At 59.6% G+C, this 18,263-nt stretch carries 13 protein-coding genes; 5 read left to right on the forward strand and 8 right to left on the reverse strand.

Annotation, left to right across the window (positions count from 1 at the left end; all coding sequences use genetic code 11):
* Positions 1-9: 9 nt before the first annotated feature.
* Positions 10-1,332, reverse strand: coding sequence for a Gfo/Idh/MocA family protein (locus FYK55_RS03025; RefSeq protein ID WP_161604276.1), 1,323 nt, complete (start codon positions 1,330-1,332; stop codon positions 10-12).
* A gap of 268 nt (positions 1,333-1,600) precedes the next feature.
* Between FYK55_RS03025 and FYK55_RS03030 the strand changes: the two genes are divergently transcribed.
* From FYK55_RS03030 to FYK55_RS03045, 4 genes are all read left to right on the forward strand, one after another.
* Positions 1,601-2,623, forward strand: a complete 1,023-nt coding sequence (locus tag FYK55_RS03030; RefSeq protein WP_150074759.1) for a TauD/TfdA family dioxygenase — start codon at positions 1,601-1,603, stop codon at positions 2,621-2,623.
* Positions 2,620-3,966, forward strand: a complete 1,347-nt coding sequence (locus tag FYK55_RS03035) for an MFS transporter (RefSeq protein ID WP_150074761.1) — start codon at positions 2,620-2,622, stop codon at positions 3,964-3,966. Before FYK55_RS03030 ends, FYK55_RS03035 begins: the two co-directional genes overlap by 4 nt.
* On the forward strand, positions 3,963-4,712 hold the full coding sequence (locus FYK55_RS03040; RefSeq protein WP_150074763.1) for a sulfite exporter TauE/SafE family protein: 750 nt from the start codon (positions 3,963-3,965) through the stop codon (positions 4,710-4,712). The genes FYK55_RS03035 and FYK55_RS03040 overlap by 4 nt, the downstream gene beginning before the upstream one ends.
* Positions 4,713-4,797: 85 nt before the next feature.
* Complete coding sequence (locus tag FYK55_RS03045) at positions 4,798-6,267, forward strand: sulfatase family protein (protein WP_150074765.1); 1,470 nt, start codon at positions 4,798-4,800, stop codon at positions 6,265-6,267.
* A gap of 39 nt (positions 6,268-6,306) precedes the next feature.
* On the opposite strand, the gene FYK55_RS03050 is transcribed toward FYK55_RS03045, so the two are convergent.
* On the reverse strand, positions 6,307-7,125 hold the full coding sequence (locus tag FYK55_RS03050) for a leucine-rich repeat domain-containing protein (protein ID WP_150074767.1): 819 nt from the start codon (positions 7,123-7,125) through the stop codon (positions 6,307-6,309).
* 215 nt (positions 7,126-7,340) lie between these two features.
* Positions 7,341-8,006, reverse strand: coding sequence for a hypothetical protein (locus FYK55_RS03055; protein ID WP_150074769.1), 666 nt, complete (start codon positions 8,004-8,006; stop codon positions 7,341-7,343).
* A 328-nt stretch (positions 8,007-8,334) separates the two neighbouring features.
* Here FYK55_RS03055 and FYK55_RS03060 point away from each other — a divergent pair, with 328 nt between their 5' ends.
* Positions 8,335-9,591 carry a PQQ-binding-like beta-propeller repeat protein gene (locus FYK55_RS03060; protein WP_150074771.1) on the forward strand — a complete coding sequence of 419 codons (1,257 nt, stop codon included), beginning with the start codon at positions 8,335-8,337 and terminating at the stop codon, positions 9,589-9,591.
* Positions 9,592-9,790: 199 nt separating this feature from the next.
* On the opposite strand, the gene FYK55_RS03065 is transcribed toward FYK55_RS03060, so the two are convergent.
* From FYK55_RS03065 to FYK55_RS03085, 5 genes are all read right to left on the reverse strand, one after another.
* Positions 9,791-12,274 carry a sulfatase-like hydrolase/transferase gene (locus FYK55_RS03065; protein WP_201743611.1) on the reverse strand — a complete coding sequence of 828 codons (2,484 nt, stop codon included), beginning with the start codon at positions 12,272-12,274 and terminating at the stop codon, positions 9,791-9,793.
* A gap of 188 nt (positions 12,275-12,462) precedes the next feature.
* Positions 12,463-13,458 carry an endonuclease/exonuclease/phosphatase family protein gene (locus FYK55_RS03070; RefSeq protein WP_150074775.1) on the reverse strand — a complete coding sequence of 332 codons (996 nt, stop codon included), beginning with the start codon at positions 13,456-13,458 and terminating at the stop codon, positions 12,463-12,465.
* A gap of 83 nt (positions 13,459-13,541) precedes the next feature.
* Entirely contained in the window at positions 13,542-15,752 is a 2,211-nt protein-coding gene (locus tag FYK55_RS03075; RefSeq protein ID WP_150074777.1) for a biotin/lipoyl-binding protein, read from the reverse strand.
* A gap of 6 nt (positions 15,753-15,758) precedes the next feature.
* Positions 15,759-17,192 carry an efflux RND transporter periplasmic adaptor subunit gene (locus FYK55_RS03080; RefSeq protein WP_150074779.1) on the reverse strand — a complete coding sequence of 478 codons (1,434 nt, stop codon included), beginning with the start codon at positions 17,190-17,192 and terminating at the stop codon, positions 15,759-15,761.
* Complete coding sequence (locus FYK55_RS03085) at positions 17,189-18,250, reverse strand: efflux RND transporter periplasmic adaptor subunit (RefSeq protein WP_150074781.1); 1,062 nt, start codon at positions 18,248-18,250, stop codon at positions 17,189-17,191. The genes FYK55_RS03080 and FYK55_RS03085 overlap by 4 nt, the downstream gene beginning before the upstream one ends.
* Between the last annotated feature and the right edge of the window lie 13 nt (positions 18,251-18,263).

The following is an 18,263-nucleotide window of genomic DNA, read 5'->3' on the forward strand; positions in this document are numbered from 1 at the left end:
ACTTTGATTCTAAACGCCTTCGATTTCATAGCCCGAACGGTAGGAGCGATCCATCAAAGCATTGGCGACATCGTCACCGGAGACGCGCTCCGCCTTGGCATCCCATTTCAACGTGCGATTGAGTCGCAATGAAAGATTGGCCAGGTGACAGGTCGTCAGAATGCGATGGTGGGAATCAATGTCCGAGATCGGTGTCGCACGCGTCTTCAGACACTCCATGAAGTTCTGCATATGGGAGACTGGCGGCTTGCCGTTGTAAAGCCGGGTGATCGCGTCTTCGGGTAACGGACGTTGGCGAAGCGCCTGGACCGGGACGCCTTCCAGCGTTCCACGATTGACAAAGAACCGGCCTTGATCTCCCTCGAAGGTGATGCCGTTGCGGCCGGCATCGATCACCATTTCGACATCGTTTGGGAACTGGCAGGTCACCGAGAAGTCGATCGGTGTGTTGTAGCTGTCCGAACGCGTGGGCATTCCGGTCTCGGTCAACGGCTGATTCCAGGTCGCCGTTCCGCCAACTTCCCGGGGGCCCCCGTCTTGTTGGCCGATCGCCCATTGCGCGATATCCACGTGATGCGCGCCCCAATCGCAAATCTGCCCGCCGGCGTATTCGTACCACCAACGAAACGTGCGGTGGGTGCGCTGCTTGATGTAGTCGGTCAGGGGGGCGGGCCCCAGCCACCGTTCCCAATCCAAACTTGCCGGGGCAGACTCCGTCTGGAACGGTCCGCCTTCCCAGCCCGGCCCCAATCCGATGTGAATCCGTTGCAGTTTCCCGACGCGGCCGTCCCGGACCAGGGCAATTGCTTTCAAGAATCGGCTGTCATATTCACTTCGCTGCTGCGTCCCGACCTGGAACACGCGCCCGGTCTGGTGCACCGTTTCCCGAATCTTCTTGCCTTCTTCGATCGTCGTCGCGACCGGCTTCTCGCAGTAGACGTCCTTGCCGGCACGCATGGCCTCGATCGCGATCTTGGCGTGCCAGTGATCCGGTGTGGCGATCAGCACGGCATCAATCTCCGGACGATCCAGAACCCGCCGGTAGTCGTTGACCAATTCGGCGCGTCCCTCCGTCAGCTGTTCGCGGGCAAATTCTCCGGCCTCGGAATCCAACTCACAGATCACCGGCAAGTCCGCAAACGCGGTCGCCTGCTGTCCGATTGCGATGCCTCGTCCCCGGCGTTTGGTGTCGCTCTGCCAACCGGCTCCGATCAGCGCGACGGTGGGACGGTCATTCTTTGACAGGTCGTCAGCGGCAAGCCGGTAGGCGACCGTGGACGACGCGGCTACCAGTGTCGATCGCGCCAAAAACGTCCGTCGAGAATATTGCATGGGTGCCGAGCCGGTGCGGTGGGGAAAGTCGCTGACGCGAGCAGGTCGGCGTGGTGTCCGAGTGAAACGCGTCAAAGGGGGGGCCGCGCAGTTTACACAACTGGCACTCTGGAGTGGGCGACGCACCAATCGGTTTCTGTGATCGCGCATCGCTTGATGGAACCCGGCGGCCAATCTAGAAAACAGAGGTTCCACCGCAACACGGTTGTGACGTCGCGCTGTAAGCTTCACTGTCATCACGTTGCCCCCCTCCTTCCCAGCCCCCCTCATGAACACGCCGACCGGTATCCGTCTTTCTCCAGTTCCGGATCAGCGGCACGAAAGTGATTCGGATTTTCCTCTGGCCTACCTGTGCGACGATTCGGCAATCGACCTGGATCAAACTTGCAATTGGGTCGGAGAGAACCGTGACCAGTTGCTGGCGCTGGCGACCGAACATGGCGCGGTCGCATTTCGCGGGTTCCCAACGCCCAACGTCGAGGGCTTTGATCGATTCATCACCAGTTTGATGATCGAGAATTTCCCGTATGAGAAATCGTTGTCCAATGCGGTGCGAATCAATCGGACACCCAGGGTGTTCTCAGCCAACGAAGCGCCGCCGGATGTGAGGATTTTTTTCCATCACGAGATGGCCCAGACGCCAATCTATCCAAAGTACATCCTGTTCTTTTGCGAGGTGGCACCTGAGATTGGCGGCGAAACACCGCTTTGTCGCAGCGACATCCTGTATTCCAGGTTGGCCGAGCGGTGTCCCGAATTTGCGGCGAAGTGCGAGCAGGCCGGCCTGCAGTACACCAACGTCATGCCGGGCAGCAACGATCCCAATTCCGGGATGGGACGGAGTTGGCAAAGCACGTTGGGGGTCGATTCCAAAGAGGGTGCCGAGGCGCGTCTGGAGTCGCTGGGCTATACCTACCAGTGGCTTGAGAACGGTTGTTTGAAGGCCACCACGCCGCCGTTGCCCGCGGTGATGGAAACGACTCCCGGCCAGAAAACCTTTTTCAATCAACTGATCGCGGCGTACTGCGGATGGAAAGATGAACGCAATGATCCCTCGGAGGCGATTCGCCACGGCGATGGTTCTCGCTTGGATGCCGATGCGGTTCGTGTGGCCATCGATCTGTCCGAAGAATTGGCCTACGACCACCGCTGGCAGGTCGGCGACATCGTGCTGCTGGACAATACCGTCGCCATGCATGCCCGCCGGTCCTTCGAAGGCACCCGCAAGGTACTCGCGTCGCTGGCTGAAATGCGAACGCAATCGTTTGCCGTGCAGGGTGGCCCGAGATGACGGTGGACCCGAACGACCCTTACGCGCCGCCAAACGACGCGGAATCGTCTGCGCCGGCAGTCTCAAACGATGACGACTCGTCCGGGCCCTGGTACCGCGGGGTCACGCGCTACCAGTGGTTGATCCTGGTCATCGCCTGCGCCGGCTGGGTCTTTGACGTCTACGAAGGCCAGATTTTCAACATCACCCGCAACGACATGCTGTTGCAGGTGCTCGACGGCAACACCGCGGCCGTCAAAGCTTGGGGCGACAACTTTTTGGCGATCTTCTTGGCCGGTGGCACCATCGGCGGCCTGCTGTTCGGCTCCCTGGCGGACCGGTATGGGCGGCGGCCGATCATGATCGCCACGATCTTGATGTATTCCATCTTTTCGGGGCTGACGTTCTTTGCCAACGACATTTACGTCATCGGGATCTTGCGGTTTCTGGTGGCGTTGGGGATTGGCGGTGAATGGGCCGTTGCCGCCAGCTTGGTCGCAGAAGTGTTCACGCGCCGCGCCCGCGCCCAAGCCGCCGGCATTTTTCACGCCTCCAGCATTTTGGGCACTTGGCTGGCAGCGCTTTCGGGGATTCTGGTGGGCAGCCATTGGCGTTACGCCTACCTGCTGGGCGTGCTCCCGGCGTTGCTGATCGTTTGGGTGCGCGCCAGTGTGAAAGAACCCGAACGTTGGCAGGCAACGAAGTCCAAGACGGCGGGTGCCCGCGCCGGCAGTTTTCGCGACTTGCTACTGAATTCCCGTTGGAACGGGTTGGCGATCCGCGGCATGCTGCTCGCCGCGGTGGGGCTGGGAACGTTTTGGTCGGTCACGGTCGCCGGCCAGGATCTGGTGCGCGAACTGCTGCTCTCACTGGGGATCTCTCCGGAAGAAGCCGGAACCCGTAGCAAGTTCGCTTACGGGATCGTCCAGGCGACCGGCGGCGGGTTGGGATTGCTCTCGTTTGGGCCACTTGCCGCACGCTTCGGGCGCAAGCCGACGTTCATCGCGTTCCAAGCGATGGCGCTGCTGATCGTTCCGATCGTGTGTTTTTTGCCACAGTCGTACGCTCAGATGCTGGTCATTCTGCCGGTGTTCGGTTTCCTGACGCTGGGGATGCATTCGGGTTACGCCATTTATTTTCCCGAGCTTTTCCCGACTCACATCCGCGCCACCGGAGCCAGCTTTTGCTTCAACGGCGGGCGGTTGCTGGCGGTGCCGGTGCTGTTGTTTTCCGGTTGGCTGAAAGGGCGCGAAGACGTCCCGCTGGAATACGCGGTGAGCGGGTTGTCGCTGCTGTTTCTCCTGGGCATCGCTGTCATCCTCACGATGCCGGAGACCAAGCAACGGGATTTGGTTGAAGAATGATCACGCCCGACGGGTACCTGCTGCTCGTTGCCGTCGGCGTGATCGCGTTGGTCGCCGGCTTCATTCACAGCGCCGTCGGATTCGGATTTGGGATCGTCGCCGTCACGCTGTTGCCATGGGTGATCGATGTGGAACAAACCCACGTCGTGACGTCGACAGCCAGCGTGCCCGTGTTGATGATGGCAACTTGGGCCTACCGCCGCGGCGCCGACTTTCAATCGTTGCGACAAGCTTTGATCGCAGCTGCGATCTGCCTTCCGCTGGGGCTGTTTGCATTCGAGCGGATGCCGAATGATCTGTTGGTTCGTGCCACCGGAATCGCCGTCCTTGCGATGGTTTTCCAAAGTTTTCGCAATCGCCGCTATTCCGCCGGGAGTTCCAGCAAAACCGGATCGGCGTGGCTGGCGGGCGGCTTTGCCGGATTCCTTGCGGGTGCGGTCAGCATCGCGGGCCCTCCGATCGCCGCGTTTGCCCTGCAGCAGCACTGGCCGCAGGTTCGGTTCAAAGCATTCGTCAATCAATTCCTGCTGGCGGTTTCGATCTACAAAGTTCTGGGACTCTCTGTCCGCGGCTTCATCGACTCGACCGTTCTCTATCAGGTCGCCTTGATTGCTCCCCTGGCGATCATCGGCATTCAGCTTGGGGCCAGAGAAAGCCAGAATCTATCCGCCCAATCGTATCAACGCTTTGTTGCTGCCGCGCTGATTCTTCTGGCATGCTACTTCCTGCTACGCGGGGCGGGTTGACCCTTCTGTATCGATTAGAATGTCGTCCCCTCCCCCTTTTCCGCCTGCGTCGTCCGACCGTTCCCACTTACCTGCGAGATTGACGATGACTCATTCACGTTGCGCTCCACTTTTGATTCTGTTTGGGGCACTGACCGCCTTGAGCGGTTCCGTTGCCGGCGCCGCCGAGCGTCCAAACGTGGTGATTATCTTTATCGATGACATGGGGTACGGCGATGTCGGCTTCAACGGAGCCACGGTTCCGAAGACGCCGCACCTGGATCAGATGGCCCGTGAAGGGATGAAGTTCACGGATTTTTATGTCGGATGCGCTGTCTGCTCCGGTTCGCGGACCTCGCTGATGACGGGATGCCACTACCAGCGTCTGAGCATGCCGGCCGTCTTATTTCCCAACAGCACCCAGGGGCTTCATCCTGACGAAGTCACGATTGCCGACATTCTCAAGGACGCGGGATATCGAACCGCTTGCGTCGGCAAATGGCACCTCGGTCACCTGCCGCCCTGCCTGCCAACCAACCAGGGATTCGACAGCTACTGGGGCATTCCCTACAGCAACGACATGTGGATTGACCCGGCAAATCAGTTGTCCGATGACATTCACTTGCGGCAGGGTATCACGCGCGACATGTTGGAAGCCGGGCACAAGGCGAAGAACGTGGTGCCGATCCTGCGAGATGAGGAGGTGGTCGAGTATCCGGCGGATCAGTCGACGATCACGCGTCGCTACACCGAACATGCGATCGAATTCATCCGTCAGGAATCCGATCAGCCATTTTTTCTCTACCTTCCGCACACAATGGTGCACCTACCGCTGGCCGTCTCGGAAGCCTTCAATGACCCGAGCAAGGAGATGATCACCAACGCGATAGAAGAAGTCGATTGGTCCGTCGGGCAAGTGCTTGACGCCATCCGTGATGCGGGTCTCGCCGAGAACACTTTGGTCTTATTCACCAGCGACAATGGTGCCGCCGTCGGATCCTCCTTGCCCTTGCGCGGCAAAAAATCAAGCGTTTATGACGGGGGCATTCGTGAACCGACCCTGATGTGGTGGCCGGGGACCATCGAAGCCGGTTCCGTCTGCAATCAGGTCGCTGCTTCGATTGACGTCCTGCCCACCCTCGCGACGCTGTGCGACGGAAAGTTGCCCGACCGTAAGATCGACGGCAAAGATCTGTGGCCCTTGATCCGCGATCCCGAACACGCACCCAGCCCGCACGAGCACTACGTCCTGATGCACGGTCCGGGAACCGTCCGTAGCGGGAAGTGGAAGTTCTATCCTTGGCGTGAAGGCTCCGTCAAACAACGCGGTGCCGAACGAGAGGGACCCGACTCCGAATATCCGGTGCAGTTGTACGACACCGTGGCGGACATCGGCGAAACCCGCAACTTGGCGGCCGACCACCCCGACTTGGTCAGCGATCTGCAGAAGGTCTACGACTCGCACCTGCAGGAGATCCGCGAGAACCGACGTCCCACGGCGCGACTGCAACGTCGGCCCTATGTCGCACCCCCGAATCGCCCCCAAAAGAAGGCGGCAGCGAAGCGGAAGAATTGATCTCCGTCTGCTCGCGGTGGAGGTGGAAAGGCGGAATGCCTACTTTCGATACCATTCGATGTCGCAAGACGGATGCGACTTTTCGAAGGCGAGAACTGCCTCGGTCGTGACAGGTCCGTTGGCCGACAAATCAGCCTCAGTCAGCTTTGGCATCTTGTCCAGATGTTCAAACACCGCATCGGTGACCTGGGTCATGGAGAGCCCCAGGTCCGTGAGTGATTGGCACTGAACCAGAGATTCGACACCTGAATCGTCGACATCGGTGTGATACACGTCCAGCGATTTCAGACGTGGATGCCTGGCAAGGGACTTCATCCCAACGCCCGTCACTTCGGTGCCGCGCAAGCCAAGATCTTCCAATTCAGGCAACGGCCGCAAGGCTTCCAGAAAGGTGTCCGATACCGATGTTGCGTTCAGTTGAAGAAAATCCAGGGATCTCATTTGCGAGATCGATTCGGCGGACGCATCGCTGATCTGTGTGCTTTGCAACCACAATTCCCTCAACGGAAGATGAACGATCCACTGGAGTCCATCGTCGTCAATCTTCGCGTTGCTCAGGTCCAGCCGCCGAACTTCGCTCAAATGACCGATCTGTTTCAGCAGTTCGTTGTCGACGGTTCCCTTGCGGAGGTCGATTTTGTTGACAACACCAAACAACTCCGGACCGAACCATTTTTCAAATACCGTTGGCTCACCGATTCCCATTTGAATCTCGCCACCCGCTTCCCGGACGGCTTCGAACGCGGCCCAGCGTTTCTGAGCGTAGTTGGCGAACCACGCAATGCCGATTGCGACAGCCGTGAAAGCAATCAACAACATTCGCAGGGAAACTCGAAGCCATCCTCGTTTGTTCGACATCTCAATCGATCCAATTGTCTGCCCATCGGGACATTATTTGCGCCATTTCCGTCGGCTTGCGCCGACGGCAGGCAGCTGTCGTCGCTTTGCGACTGGAGTGGAGGAAGGTCGAGCGTCAGCAACCGGCAGGGCTGCCCGGTTTCTCACCCCCTCCCAAGCTACCCGCAGAACAACGGATAGGTTGATTATGGCAAGTCAATCTTGCAAGCAGACCGCTACGAAGTCGGGGCCGAAGTTTCCCGGTCCGCCGGCGGTCCGCTTTCATCAACCGTGCCCTCTTCGGCGCGATGGAACGTCGTTCCGACCAGCGAAATGGATTTGATGGAGCCGCCTTCAAACTGAATGGTCAAAGCCTCCTTCCATTTGAACCCCACCAAGACCGTCGTGCCGTTGGGGTGGGCTCTGACCCAGCCGCGAGTCATGGGCGCGTCGTTCCCCCAGTCGATCGAACAAAACAATTGCCCCTCTCGTTCTGTCAGCGTTAAGGTCTGGTCCTTCTCATTGACGTACTGATCGGCCGCTTTGGCTAATGGGCACACCATGTCGAACCGCACGTTCGCAACGGATAGAGCAAGCACTTTGCCGTCTTTCCGCTCGATCTCCAACAGCTCCGCTGCCCTCGGTTGTTGGAAAGCGATCTGACCGTCATCTCTCAACGTGAGTTTGCCGACGCTTCGCGGAGCGTTTTTGCCCCAGAAGAAGACGGCTTCGAACTGCTGCTCCTGCGGAAGGATTGTCAGATGCCGGCCCTCCTTCGCCTGATACCAGCCGCTGACGCGACGTAGCTCGTCGGCCGGTTTCGCGGGTGTTTCCTCCGCGACCGCGGCCATGGGGACAGCGAACAGAATGATCCCCGAAAGAGCGGACAATGTTCGACACATGGCGGACTCCTGTGTGCATTGACGGTCGGTGCGGCCAGTGTATCCGATTCACCTGCCAAAGGAGAATTGAATTCGGTTTGAGACACTGCTGGGCGAGATTCTCAGCAAGTCATCGTATTGGACACGTTCGAAGTCCGGCGGAAGCTACCCGGTTTCCGTGGGATTTCTCTCGAACGCATCCGGTTCTCCAGTCGAGGCCTGGGATTGCGACTGCACCCGATCCCACGCGTCGCCGATTGACCGCAGAGCGTGTATTCTATTGGCGATCGCGTCATCGACGGATCATCCAACCCTGAACACCTTCACCTTCGTTTTTGCTTCGAAAACCATGCAAAGCGTCCTCAAATCTCTGTCTGTCCTCGCGTTGATGGGTGCGGTCACCCTGCCCGTTGTAGCTGAAGATTGGCCCCAGTACCGGGGCATCACGGGCGATGGAAAATCTCAAGAGAACCTCCCGGCCGCGGACTGGAAAGCAACGGGGCCCAACGTTGCTTGGAAAGTCAAAACTCCGTTGGGCTTCAGTTCCTTCGCGGTGTCCGACGGGCGCTTGTTCACGCTGGTCGCCGTGGACGGCCATGAAGTGTGCCTGGCACTTTCAGCGGACTCGGGAAAGGAACTTTGGCGGGCGGAGTTGGGAGAGAATGATTACGGCCACGACGGCGGCAACTCAGGTGCACCGGGTAACCGTGGTGGCGATGGTCCCCGATCGACACCGGCGGTCGAAGGCGACAAAGTCTACGTGTACGATTCCCATCTGGTGCTCCGCTGCTTGAACGCGACCAACGGGGAAGTCCTTTGGAGGCACGATATCGTCGCCGAGTACGCCGGTCGCAACATCAAATGGCTGAACGCGACCAGTCCCGTGTTGGGTGATCAAGCCGTCTTCGTCAGTGGAGGCGGCGCAGGCCAATCGTTCCTGGCATTCAACAAAGACGACGGGAGTCTGATCTGGAAAAGCGGTGACGAAACGATCACCCATGCCACACCGACGCTGGCGTCGGTCCACGGAACCCGACAACTGGTTTGCTTTGTTCAATCCGGGCTTGTCGGAGTGGAGGCGTCCAGCGGCCGAGAACTGTGGCGCGCCTCCTTCCCGTTCAGCGTTTCGACGGCAGCCTCTCCGGTCGTGTCGGGCAACCAAGTTTATTGCTCAGCTGGCTACGGCGTCGGCGCCGCCCTGTTCGAAATCGCCGGTCAAGGCAACGCGGAAGAGATTTGGTTCAAATCCAACGAATTGATGAACCACTGGAGCACGCCGGTCGCCCACAACGGATACCTGTACGGCATTTTCGAGTTCAAGAAATACGGTCGCGCTCCGCTGCAATGCGTGGAATTGGCAACGGGTGAAATCAAATGGTCCGAACGCGGTTTCGGTCCTGGCAACTGCATTCTGGTTGGCGACAAACTGGTAGTCCTGTCCGACGCCGGGGAAGTGGCCATCGTTGCCGCGGATCCCAGTGGCTACCGAGAGCTGGCTCGGGCCGATGTGCTGGAGGGTAAATGCTGGTCCACTCCAGCTTACAGCGACGGCCAAATCTACGTCCGCAGCACGGAAGAAGCCGCACGGATTGACTTGGCAGAGTAAGCCGCCTTCCGTCAAGCTGATTGCAGAACAGTACCACTGAATCAGTTCTAGTCGCGAAGCGCCGACAGCTCCCTGCCGTCGGCGCAAGCCGACGGAAACGGCTGCCCACCGTCAGCGAGAAGAGCGGCATTCCTCCCTCGCTGACGCTCGACCGTCCTCGGAAAGGCGGATGATCGAAAGCCGGGCAAGTGCCCGTCGCTTATCCTTTCCGTGCCGCTTCGATCAAGAAGTCGATCAGCGGCTGGCAGCGGAAGAAACCCGGCCAGGCACTGTGCCCCTGGCCGGCGGCCTGTTCCAGTTGGAACAACTCCTGTTGTCCACGTTCTCCGTAGACCTCGCCCAACGCGGCAGAATTCGATGCGATTGGCACCAACCGGTCATCGGTCCCGTGGATGATGTAAACCGGGATCTGGGCTTCCGCCAGAACCTCACTTTGCTTGATCGGGTTCCAACGTTCCTGGTGGAATTGCAGTTCATCCGCGCTGACTCCGTAGACAGCCGCGGCACGCTGAACGCCGGGGTAATCCGTGTAATCGAAAACCGGATAGATCCCGCCAATTGCTGCCACGCGGTTGGGCCGTTCGATGGCAAACCGAGCCACATACAGCCCCCCGCGGCTACGCCCCAGCAAAGCCGGTTTGCGGCTGTAGCCCTTGGACACCATGTCATCATACAACGCGTCAAAATACCGTTGACTGTGCGGGCTGCCATAGGCCTCCCCCACATCGATTCCGGCCACCGCCACTCCCGCATCCAGGAACTGCTGGTGCATCCAGGATTCATTCCGATCCGGGTACGGTGACAGCGTGGGGGCGTAAAAGATCCACGGCTTGCCCGTGGCCCCGTCGGCAGGTTCATTCGGTCTCATCAGAAAGGCGTGTCGCCCCTTGATCCGGAACGTTTCCGCATTGATCAGGACCTGGGTGCGTTTCGGCTTGGCCGCTTGCTGGGCTTCCCACATGCGTCCGCTGCGCGCGTTCTGATCCTCCGCCGCGCCCAAGACGCTTTTGGGCAGATCACGCGATGCCAGCTCGATCATGTCGTCAAGCATTTGCTGCCAGGTGGCGACCATTTGATCCAGTCGGTCGCCGCGTGGTAAAGCCAGATCGACCGATTCGGTTCGATCCGTCGACAGGTCATAAAGCTCCCAGGGCTCGCCTTCCGGAGCGACCGCTTTCCAGTCTCCCTGGCGGATCGCGCGGTGCTCGTCGTGATACCACCACAGGGTTCGAGGCTCCGATGGAACTTCCGAGGCAAATTGATCCAGGAAACTTTGACCGGGAGGCTCAGGGGCATCGGCGGGGTGCTTGGTCCCCGTCAATTCCAGCAATGTGGCCGCGATGTCAATCACATGTTGAGGCTGACGTCGGAATTCACCGCGTGCCGTCATCCCGGCCGGCCAGGACAGAATCATCGGAGTGGAGATGCCGCCCTCGTGCGTCCAGGTCTTGTGCCTTCGAAAGGGGGTGTTGCAAGTCGTTGACCAACCCGGCCCCAAGCACAAGTAGCTGGCCGCCGATCCCGCCGGCGCCTCCGGATCGTGTCCATCACCTCTCACCATGATTTCGGCGCTCGCCCCGTTGTCAGACAAAAACATGATCAGCGTGTTGTCCCATTGATCCATTGCTCGGATCTGCTGAAACACGCGTCCGATCGCGACGTCCATTCGGTGCACCATGGCGGCGTGAACGGCCATTTTCTTCGCCTGAAACTGTTTCTGTTCCGCAGTCAAGCTTTCCCAGGGCACGGGCTTGTTGATTTCTCCGTCGCCCAGGATCTCGAATGCCTCCGGAAAGTGATAGGGTGGCCCCAGCTGTCGTTCCGGGGCGGACGGTGACGACACCGCATCATCATCCAACAACCCCATCTGCTGCATTCGCTTCCACCGCTGCTTGCGAATCACATCCCAACCGACTGTGTAGATCGGATCGTACAGCGCAATGTCTTCCGGCAACGCCTGCAAGGGGAAATGAGGCGCGGTGAACGCAAGGTACTGAAAGAAAGGTTCTCCGGCATGGTTGGCGGCGTGATCCTTCAGGTCCTCCACGGCATAGTCAGCCATCGCGCTGGTCAAATAGAACGAGTCGCCATCGTTGATCGCTGGCAAGCGGCGGCCGTCACGCAAGTGCCGGGCTGGATTGAAGTACCGGCCCAGATCTTGAAGGTAGTAAGAGCGGTCAAAGCCGGATTCGGTCGGCATGCCATCCAGATGCCATTTCCCGATGTGATAACTTCGATAGCCGGCCGGATCTAGCAATGCCGGTAATAACGTCGCCCACGCGGGACGTTGCCCCCGATTCCCTCCTCCGGTCGGCACGCCGGGAAGATGGTCGCGGCGAATCTGCTGCGCGTAGTAACCGGTCAGCAGCGATCCGCGCGTGGGCCAGCACCGTGCGGTGTTGTAGAACTGTGTGAACCGCAGCCCCTGCTCGGCAATCGAATCCAAGTTGGGAGTCTTGATCTCTCCGCCATAACACCCCAGATCGGAGAAACCTAGATCGTCTGCCAGGATCAACAGCACATTCGGCGTCGAACTTGGCGGTGCCGCCATGCTGCGACCGACGGATCCAACCCCGGCGAAGAAAATGAACGCTGCTACCGCGGCGAAAGCACTCGGGCGGTAGGTCGAACGTATTCTGCGTCGAAGCGACCGCAGGGGTGTCTCATCCAATTGAAGCATCATCTGGCTCTTTCAAGAAACGTGGATCCGGTGGTCGCACCATCATAGCGGAGGCACGATCCGCGAGGCGGAACGTCTATCAGCCGATCCGCATCACTGGATCACTGGTCTCCCGACGACTGGCCTCCCGAATACTGGGCCCCCGAATACTGGGCCCCCGACGACTGGGCCCCCGACGACTGGGCCCCCGATCACTGCGACGCAGACGGCCAGTGCATTCGGACGCTGACGCCGCGGTGGTCGGATCCGATGTTGCTTCCGATCCAGACGCGATCGACGGAAATCGAATCGCTGACCAGCACGTGGTCCAGGACCAATCCGGCAAGAAAACCGAGACGATTGGCGTACCAAGTCGGCCTTAATCCCAGACCTTCGAAGCTGCGTCGAAGACCGGTCTGACTCTGCAGGTCATAAAACCAGGGCGACCAAGGTGTCAGATTCAAATCGCCCATGACCACGATCGGGGCGTCTTCATCTCGCCGACGGTGCCCCTGCACTTGGTGCACGAGTTTTTGAAGTTGCTCATTTCTCGATTGAAAGTTGGCGGCATTGACTGGTGGCAAGGGGTGCGCGAGGATCATGCGGACCCCATCGATCTCCGCCTGAATCGTTGGCACGCCGCGCTGCCATTGGATTACCTGGGAATCGCTTAGAGGCCGGCGGCTGAACAGTCCGATGCCAAAATTTCCCGCGTCGCTCGGTACGGTCAGTTTGTGGGGATAACGTTCCGAGAATCGCTTTCGCAAGAAAGCATCCAAACCCGGCCCCAGTTCGAGAATCCCGACCGCATCTGGATCGTCTTGCACAATCTGATCAGCGATCCAGTCGTAATGAGTGTTCGCTGACAATGCGTTCAATGTCATGACGGTCATGGTCGACACGTTGTCAGCCTCCTCGGCCATCTCGATCTCCCTGGAGGGACGCCACATCTGCGGCAATAGGAAGCTCGCGTGAATCACCATGCAGGTGGTGATCACACCAGCATTCCAGAAATCGCGATCTACCAATGCCACCAAGAGGAGCGCAGCAGCGCCGATCGAGATTTGGACGCGTAAGCTGGCCACCAGTTCGGCCAGGAACAGCGACCGTGCAAAAAGACTAAACAGGGTCAGAATGACCAGGGTCAAAACGGCTAATCGAAGCACGTATTTGATCGCACGGCGAACGGGTCCAACTGGCTTGGCCATCTTCGAAATTCGGCTCTTAACCGAATGGGAAAGGAGTACGCGACCTGATCTCCGACGGCATCGACGTGTCCGGAACGTCGACGCTACTTGCGAAGTGTACTCTCCCGCATCCGATCAATGACTCTGGAAAGCAGGGTTCGGTTGTCTGGAATGGTCAAGCGACCGATCTGTCCGGCTCGGACCTTCAGACTGGTGTAGGAATCCAGCGGGATCGCCGACTGCAGATGCGGCTTGACCGACCGCGCGCGGCGCTGATCTCCCACGGTTTGTACGGCCAACGGGCCTCCCGCGGTCGCCGCCAGAGCTGCGTGGGGGATGTTTCGGTTCGCGGCGGGTTGCAACTCCGCCAGGGGCGCGCGGAGCGAGACGCCGCCGCGCAGGCGAATCGATGCGACCGCACCGACCTGGGCCGTTTTTCGATAGGAATCCAAGTCGTCTTCGGCAACAAGTGCCAGGATTTCTTTTTGGTGCGGGTCCGACAGCCGCAGCAATTCTTCCCCGGCGGAGACGTATCGACCGACCATGGACTCCGTCTGCGGGCTGGTGATTCTGCCATCGCGTTTGGCGATCACTCGCAAAGATTCCAATTGCTCATTCAACTCCGCAATCTGGCGATCAAAACTGGCCGCGCGATCACTTTCCGCCTTGCCGAGCGCGATTTCGCCCCTGCGTCGGTATTGGATGGACTTTGCCAATGCCGCGTCACGCCGGTCCAACAATTGATCACGACGAATATCCAATTCGGGATGCTCCAGGACCATCAACAAAGCTCCCTTCTGGACGCGTTGTCCGCACTGAACCAAGACCGATGTCACGAACGCATCCACGGGGGCTCGGGCGACCTGCTCGTTTTCGTAGCGAACCACAACGGGGATCCGACGTGCGAACGGTGACGTCTCCACCGCCGCATAGTGTCCCATCAACAACGTCAAAGAACACACCGCGATCAATCGACGCTGATAGACGCTCAACACCATTCCCGACGCTGGCTGAATCGTCCAGATTCGATGCATCCAACGCACCAACGGAATCACGCCCCACAACATCGTCGCGACGATGCCCAGAAAGATCCCGAGCCCCTCCGCCCAAGAAGCAATCGCGACCACCAACCCGGCCATCCAGACAAACTGGAACACCACCGAACAGGCGGCATGGGCCACGGCAAAGTCCGCACGCCAACCGGGCAGCGGACATGCGGGCATTGGCAATCCGAATAGCAATCGCTCCAACAAGCCCAACAGTCGCCGACGGCCGTGATACCGCAGATTTGGAATCTCCAGCCAATCGCTCAACACGTAGTAGCCGTCCAGTCGCAGCAACGGGTTGGCATTGATGAGCAAGGTGGCCGGTCCCGCGATCAAAAAGACCTGGGAAGCCAAGTGCCTTAGAAAGCCCAACGGCAGACTCCACCAGCACCACGCGGCGACCGCCGCCACCGCCAGCTCCAGATAAACGCCTGCGATTCCGATTTGAATCCGATCGCGACGACGCACCAGCTTCCAGGCATCCGTCGCATCCACGTAGGCCAACGGAGCACATAGAAAAAGCATCACGCCCATCCGCCCCACTCGAACCCCGTGACGCTTGGCGCACACGGCATGGCCACACTCGTGCAACGCCTTCATGGTTGCCCAAATCAACAACACGGGGATCCAAAGCTGCTGATCAAAAATGCGGTTCAGTTCCGCTTCGAATTCTTCCGTGTGCTGCCAGACAAGCCCCACGCCCGTGGTCACCAACAACGCCCAGGCGATTGCCGCCGGGAGGGAAAACATCCAACCGAACATCGGCAACAGCCGACTGGCAACCCGGTCCCCGTCAGCCAGGGGAAATCGTTGCGTCAGTAATGCTCCGCCCCACTGCATCAAGCGTTGCCAGCCAGACGGAGCTCGATCGGACGCGGCGGACGTCGGAGCGACATTGCCACCGCCGCCCGTTTTCGGTGACACGAGCGTCGCCATCGGTCCGCCCGAGGTGACCACCTCCGCCAGACGCGACTGAACCAATTGACGGGCAAACGAAACCACTTCATCGCCGGACCAGGGCACGCCGTCAACGTTCAACCGCCGATGGACTTCAGACAGATCAATGGACCCGTCCATCATTGAGGCGGCATGGTACTCGCGAGCCCCGAAGCGGTAGAACTTTCCCGACCGCGTGTCCAGAGCCACGTAGCTTAGCGAAGCGCCCGCGCTTCGCTGTGAGAATTCGATCCCATCAATGATCGCGAGCCGGAGCCCTAACCCGTTGGGCGGCTTCGACGCGTCATTCGGCGGTTCGCTGGAAACGTTCATTTCCGATCAGTACCCGATCCACCAAAGCGTTCGCTCCCACCCAGTTCGAACCATGGACCACAGCCAGGGCCGCACCGGCCCGTAGGCAATTGCGTCGCCGCGCATCCCGGGACGAAGCTTGCGGTCTGCGTTGGGCAGATTCACGCACGCCACAAATACGTTCTGGTCGTCTCGAACTTCGGCCGCCGGGTACAACCGGTCCAAAGGCTTTTCGATCGCGTCGCCTCCTCCCGCATTCAGTCGGATTCGGGCGACAGTGTTGGGTTGGATGAAACCGATTTCGTGATCCGGAATCTCCAGCTCAACCACCATCTGGTCCAGCGGCGCCAGCTCCAGCACGGTCTGACCCATCTTCAATGTCGCGCCGATTGATTGGTCCAGGTCGCCGGAAACGACCACACCGTCAATCGGACTGACCACCTGCAATTGTTCCAGCCGGTCGAGCAACAGCTCCTTTCGGCGTTGGAGCTCCGTCGCCTTCAGCCGAGCCTGCTGGGCATCCGCAACTCGGCCGCCAACCATTGCAATGTCGCGTTCCTTCTCCGCTTGCCCGATTTCCGCATCAAGCGACTCCAATTCCAGCCGGATCGGACGGCCGTCCAGCACGAAAAGCGTGTCACCTTGCCGAATCGGATCCCCCGGCTGCACCTGACTGGACAGCAAGGTCGCGTCGAACGGCGCCGACACCACACGTGAATGTTGGGGTCGGACGACCACGGAACAACGCACCCGGTAGGAGACGGGCCAGATCGAAAGCAGCAACACCAACAGCACGCACAGCCCGATGTAGATGCGGGTCGTCATGCCGCTGTTTGCCAAAAACCGAACCAGCTGCGAGAACATCCCTCCGGTCCGTTGCCAGATGATGGCTCGCAGTGCCGGCAGCGTGCTACGGAGCCACCGGCGGTCGACATCGTCGACTTCCGCTGTCTGCAGAAACAGAACACATCGGCCCAACCCAACCTCGTCGTCGATGTTCAGTCGTAGCAGCCCCGGCTGGGCTGCCACTCGATCTTCCGAGACCTGGGACTGGTTCTTGTCCCGCATCGGTAGCGCCGCCGGATCATCGTTCCAGCAGGAAGATGCGTATTGAAACAGATCGCTCGAAGGGCCAAGCCAGCCCAATCGATTGTCATACAGCCGCCGGATACTGGTTCCTCCAATTCCACAGCGCACCGAAGCGCCCGGAAGACGTCGCGAGATCTCGGCGACCAGCGTCGTCACCGTCTCTGACTCCGTGCGTGCCTTCGCCACGGCTTCAACCAGCGCAAGCGAATTGATCCAACCAGCATTGACGGACCTTTCCACGCTCCCCACGGTTTTCGGCGAAGGAACGTTCCGAACATTCCCCGCGCGATCGACCGCATCGGCGCCGAATGCAGCTTCACCGGTGTCGACCGTTTGTCGCGGGTTCGAATTGGGAGTCCGGCCGATACTCATCGCTGGTATGCGTCCTCCACCGGACCGGCATCAAGATTTCCCATCCGACGGACCGGAAGACTTCGGGTGCGTTTCGCGGACTGGTTTTTCGACTCCGATCGCACCATCCTCAGCCGGCATCGGTCTCCGCTGCGCAAGTCTCCATCCGGGTTCTCCAGCAAGACTTTGACACGGACGGTCCCGCTTTCGCCGTCAATGGCGGGCGAAACGGAATCGATCACGCCTTCCAGGTTGGCCCCCAAACTGATCAGGAATACGACGGCCGATCGCCCGGGCTGCATGTCGTCGACGTTTTCGACCGGCACATTGAAGACCGCATAGATCTGGTCCAGCACCAGTAAGCGGACGACGGCCGGGTCCGAAGGCGTCACGTACTCTCCGGGTGCGTGAAAGATTTCGGACACTGTCCCGTCCATCGGAGATTCAATGCGACGTCGTTTCAACTGCAATTCGTAGCGTTCCAGTTCCAGCTTTCGAAGTTGGTTCTGCTCCATCGCCGACAGCTCTTTGGCCTTGGCGATCTCCCAATCGGCCCGAGCACGTTTCAGTTCGTCCGGGCGAGCCATCTGTTTGTCAGCCAGAGATTGCAGTTGATCCAGACGGATCTTCATCAGCTCCGTTTCGGACTTGGCGGCGTCCAGTTCGCCATGCATCGACGCGCGCCACCGTGCCGTCTTGACCGCATCCTGCTGCAAAGCGTCTTCCATCTTTGCGATCACCTGTCCCCGTTGGACACGGTCTCCGATGGCCACGTACAGATCGTCAAGTCTCCCGATTTCCGTTGCCGCCACCAGCACGTCAAACTTCGGTTCGGTGAATCCGTCGTAGTCGACTGCGATCGAGACGGGACGTTGGTGCTCTCCTTCGATTGCCGATTGGCGAATCGAAGGAGGAACTTGCGCGAGCGAAGTGCCGGATGGCTTGAGCGCCATGCCCAAGACGACGCAGCCGCAGCTGATCCCCGCGACGATGCGAGCCCATGGCAGCCGCTCACGCTTCTGGGCAATTGCACGCTCGGAAAACTTCTGTGTGGTCGTGTTTCGCTGGTTTCTAAACATGATTCAGTCTCAA

The sequence above is a fragment of the Roseiconus nitratireducens genome, assembly GCF_008629675.1.
Classification (GTDB): domain Bacteria; phylum Planctomycetota; class Planctomycetia; order Pirellulales; family Pirellulaceae; genus Stieleria; species Stieleria nitratireducens.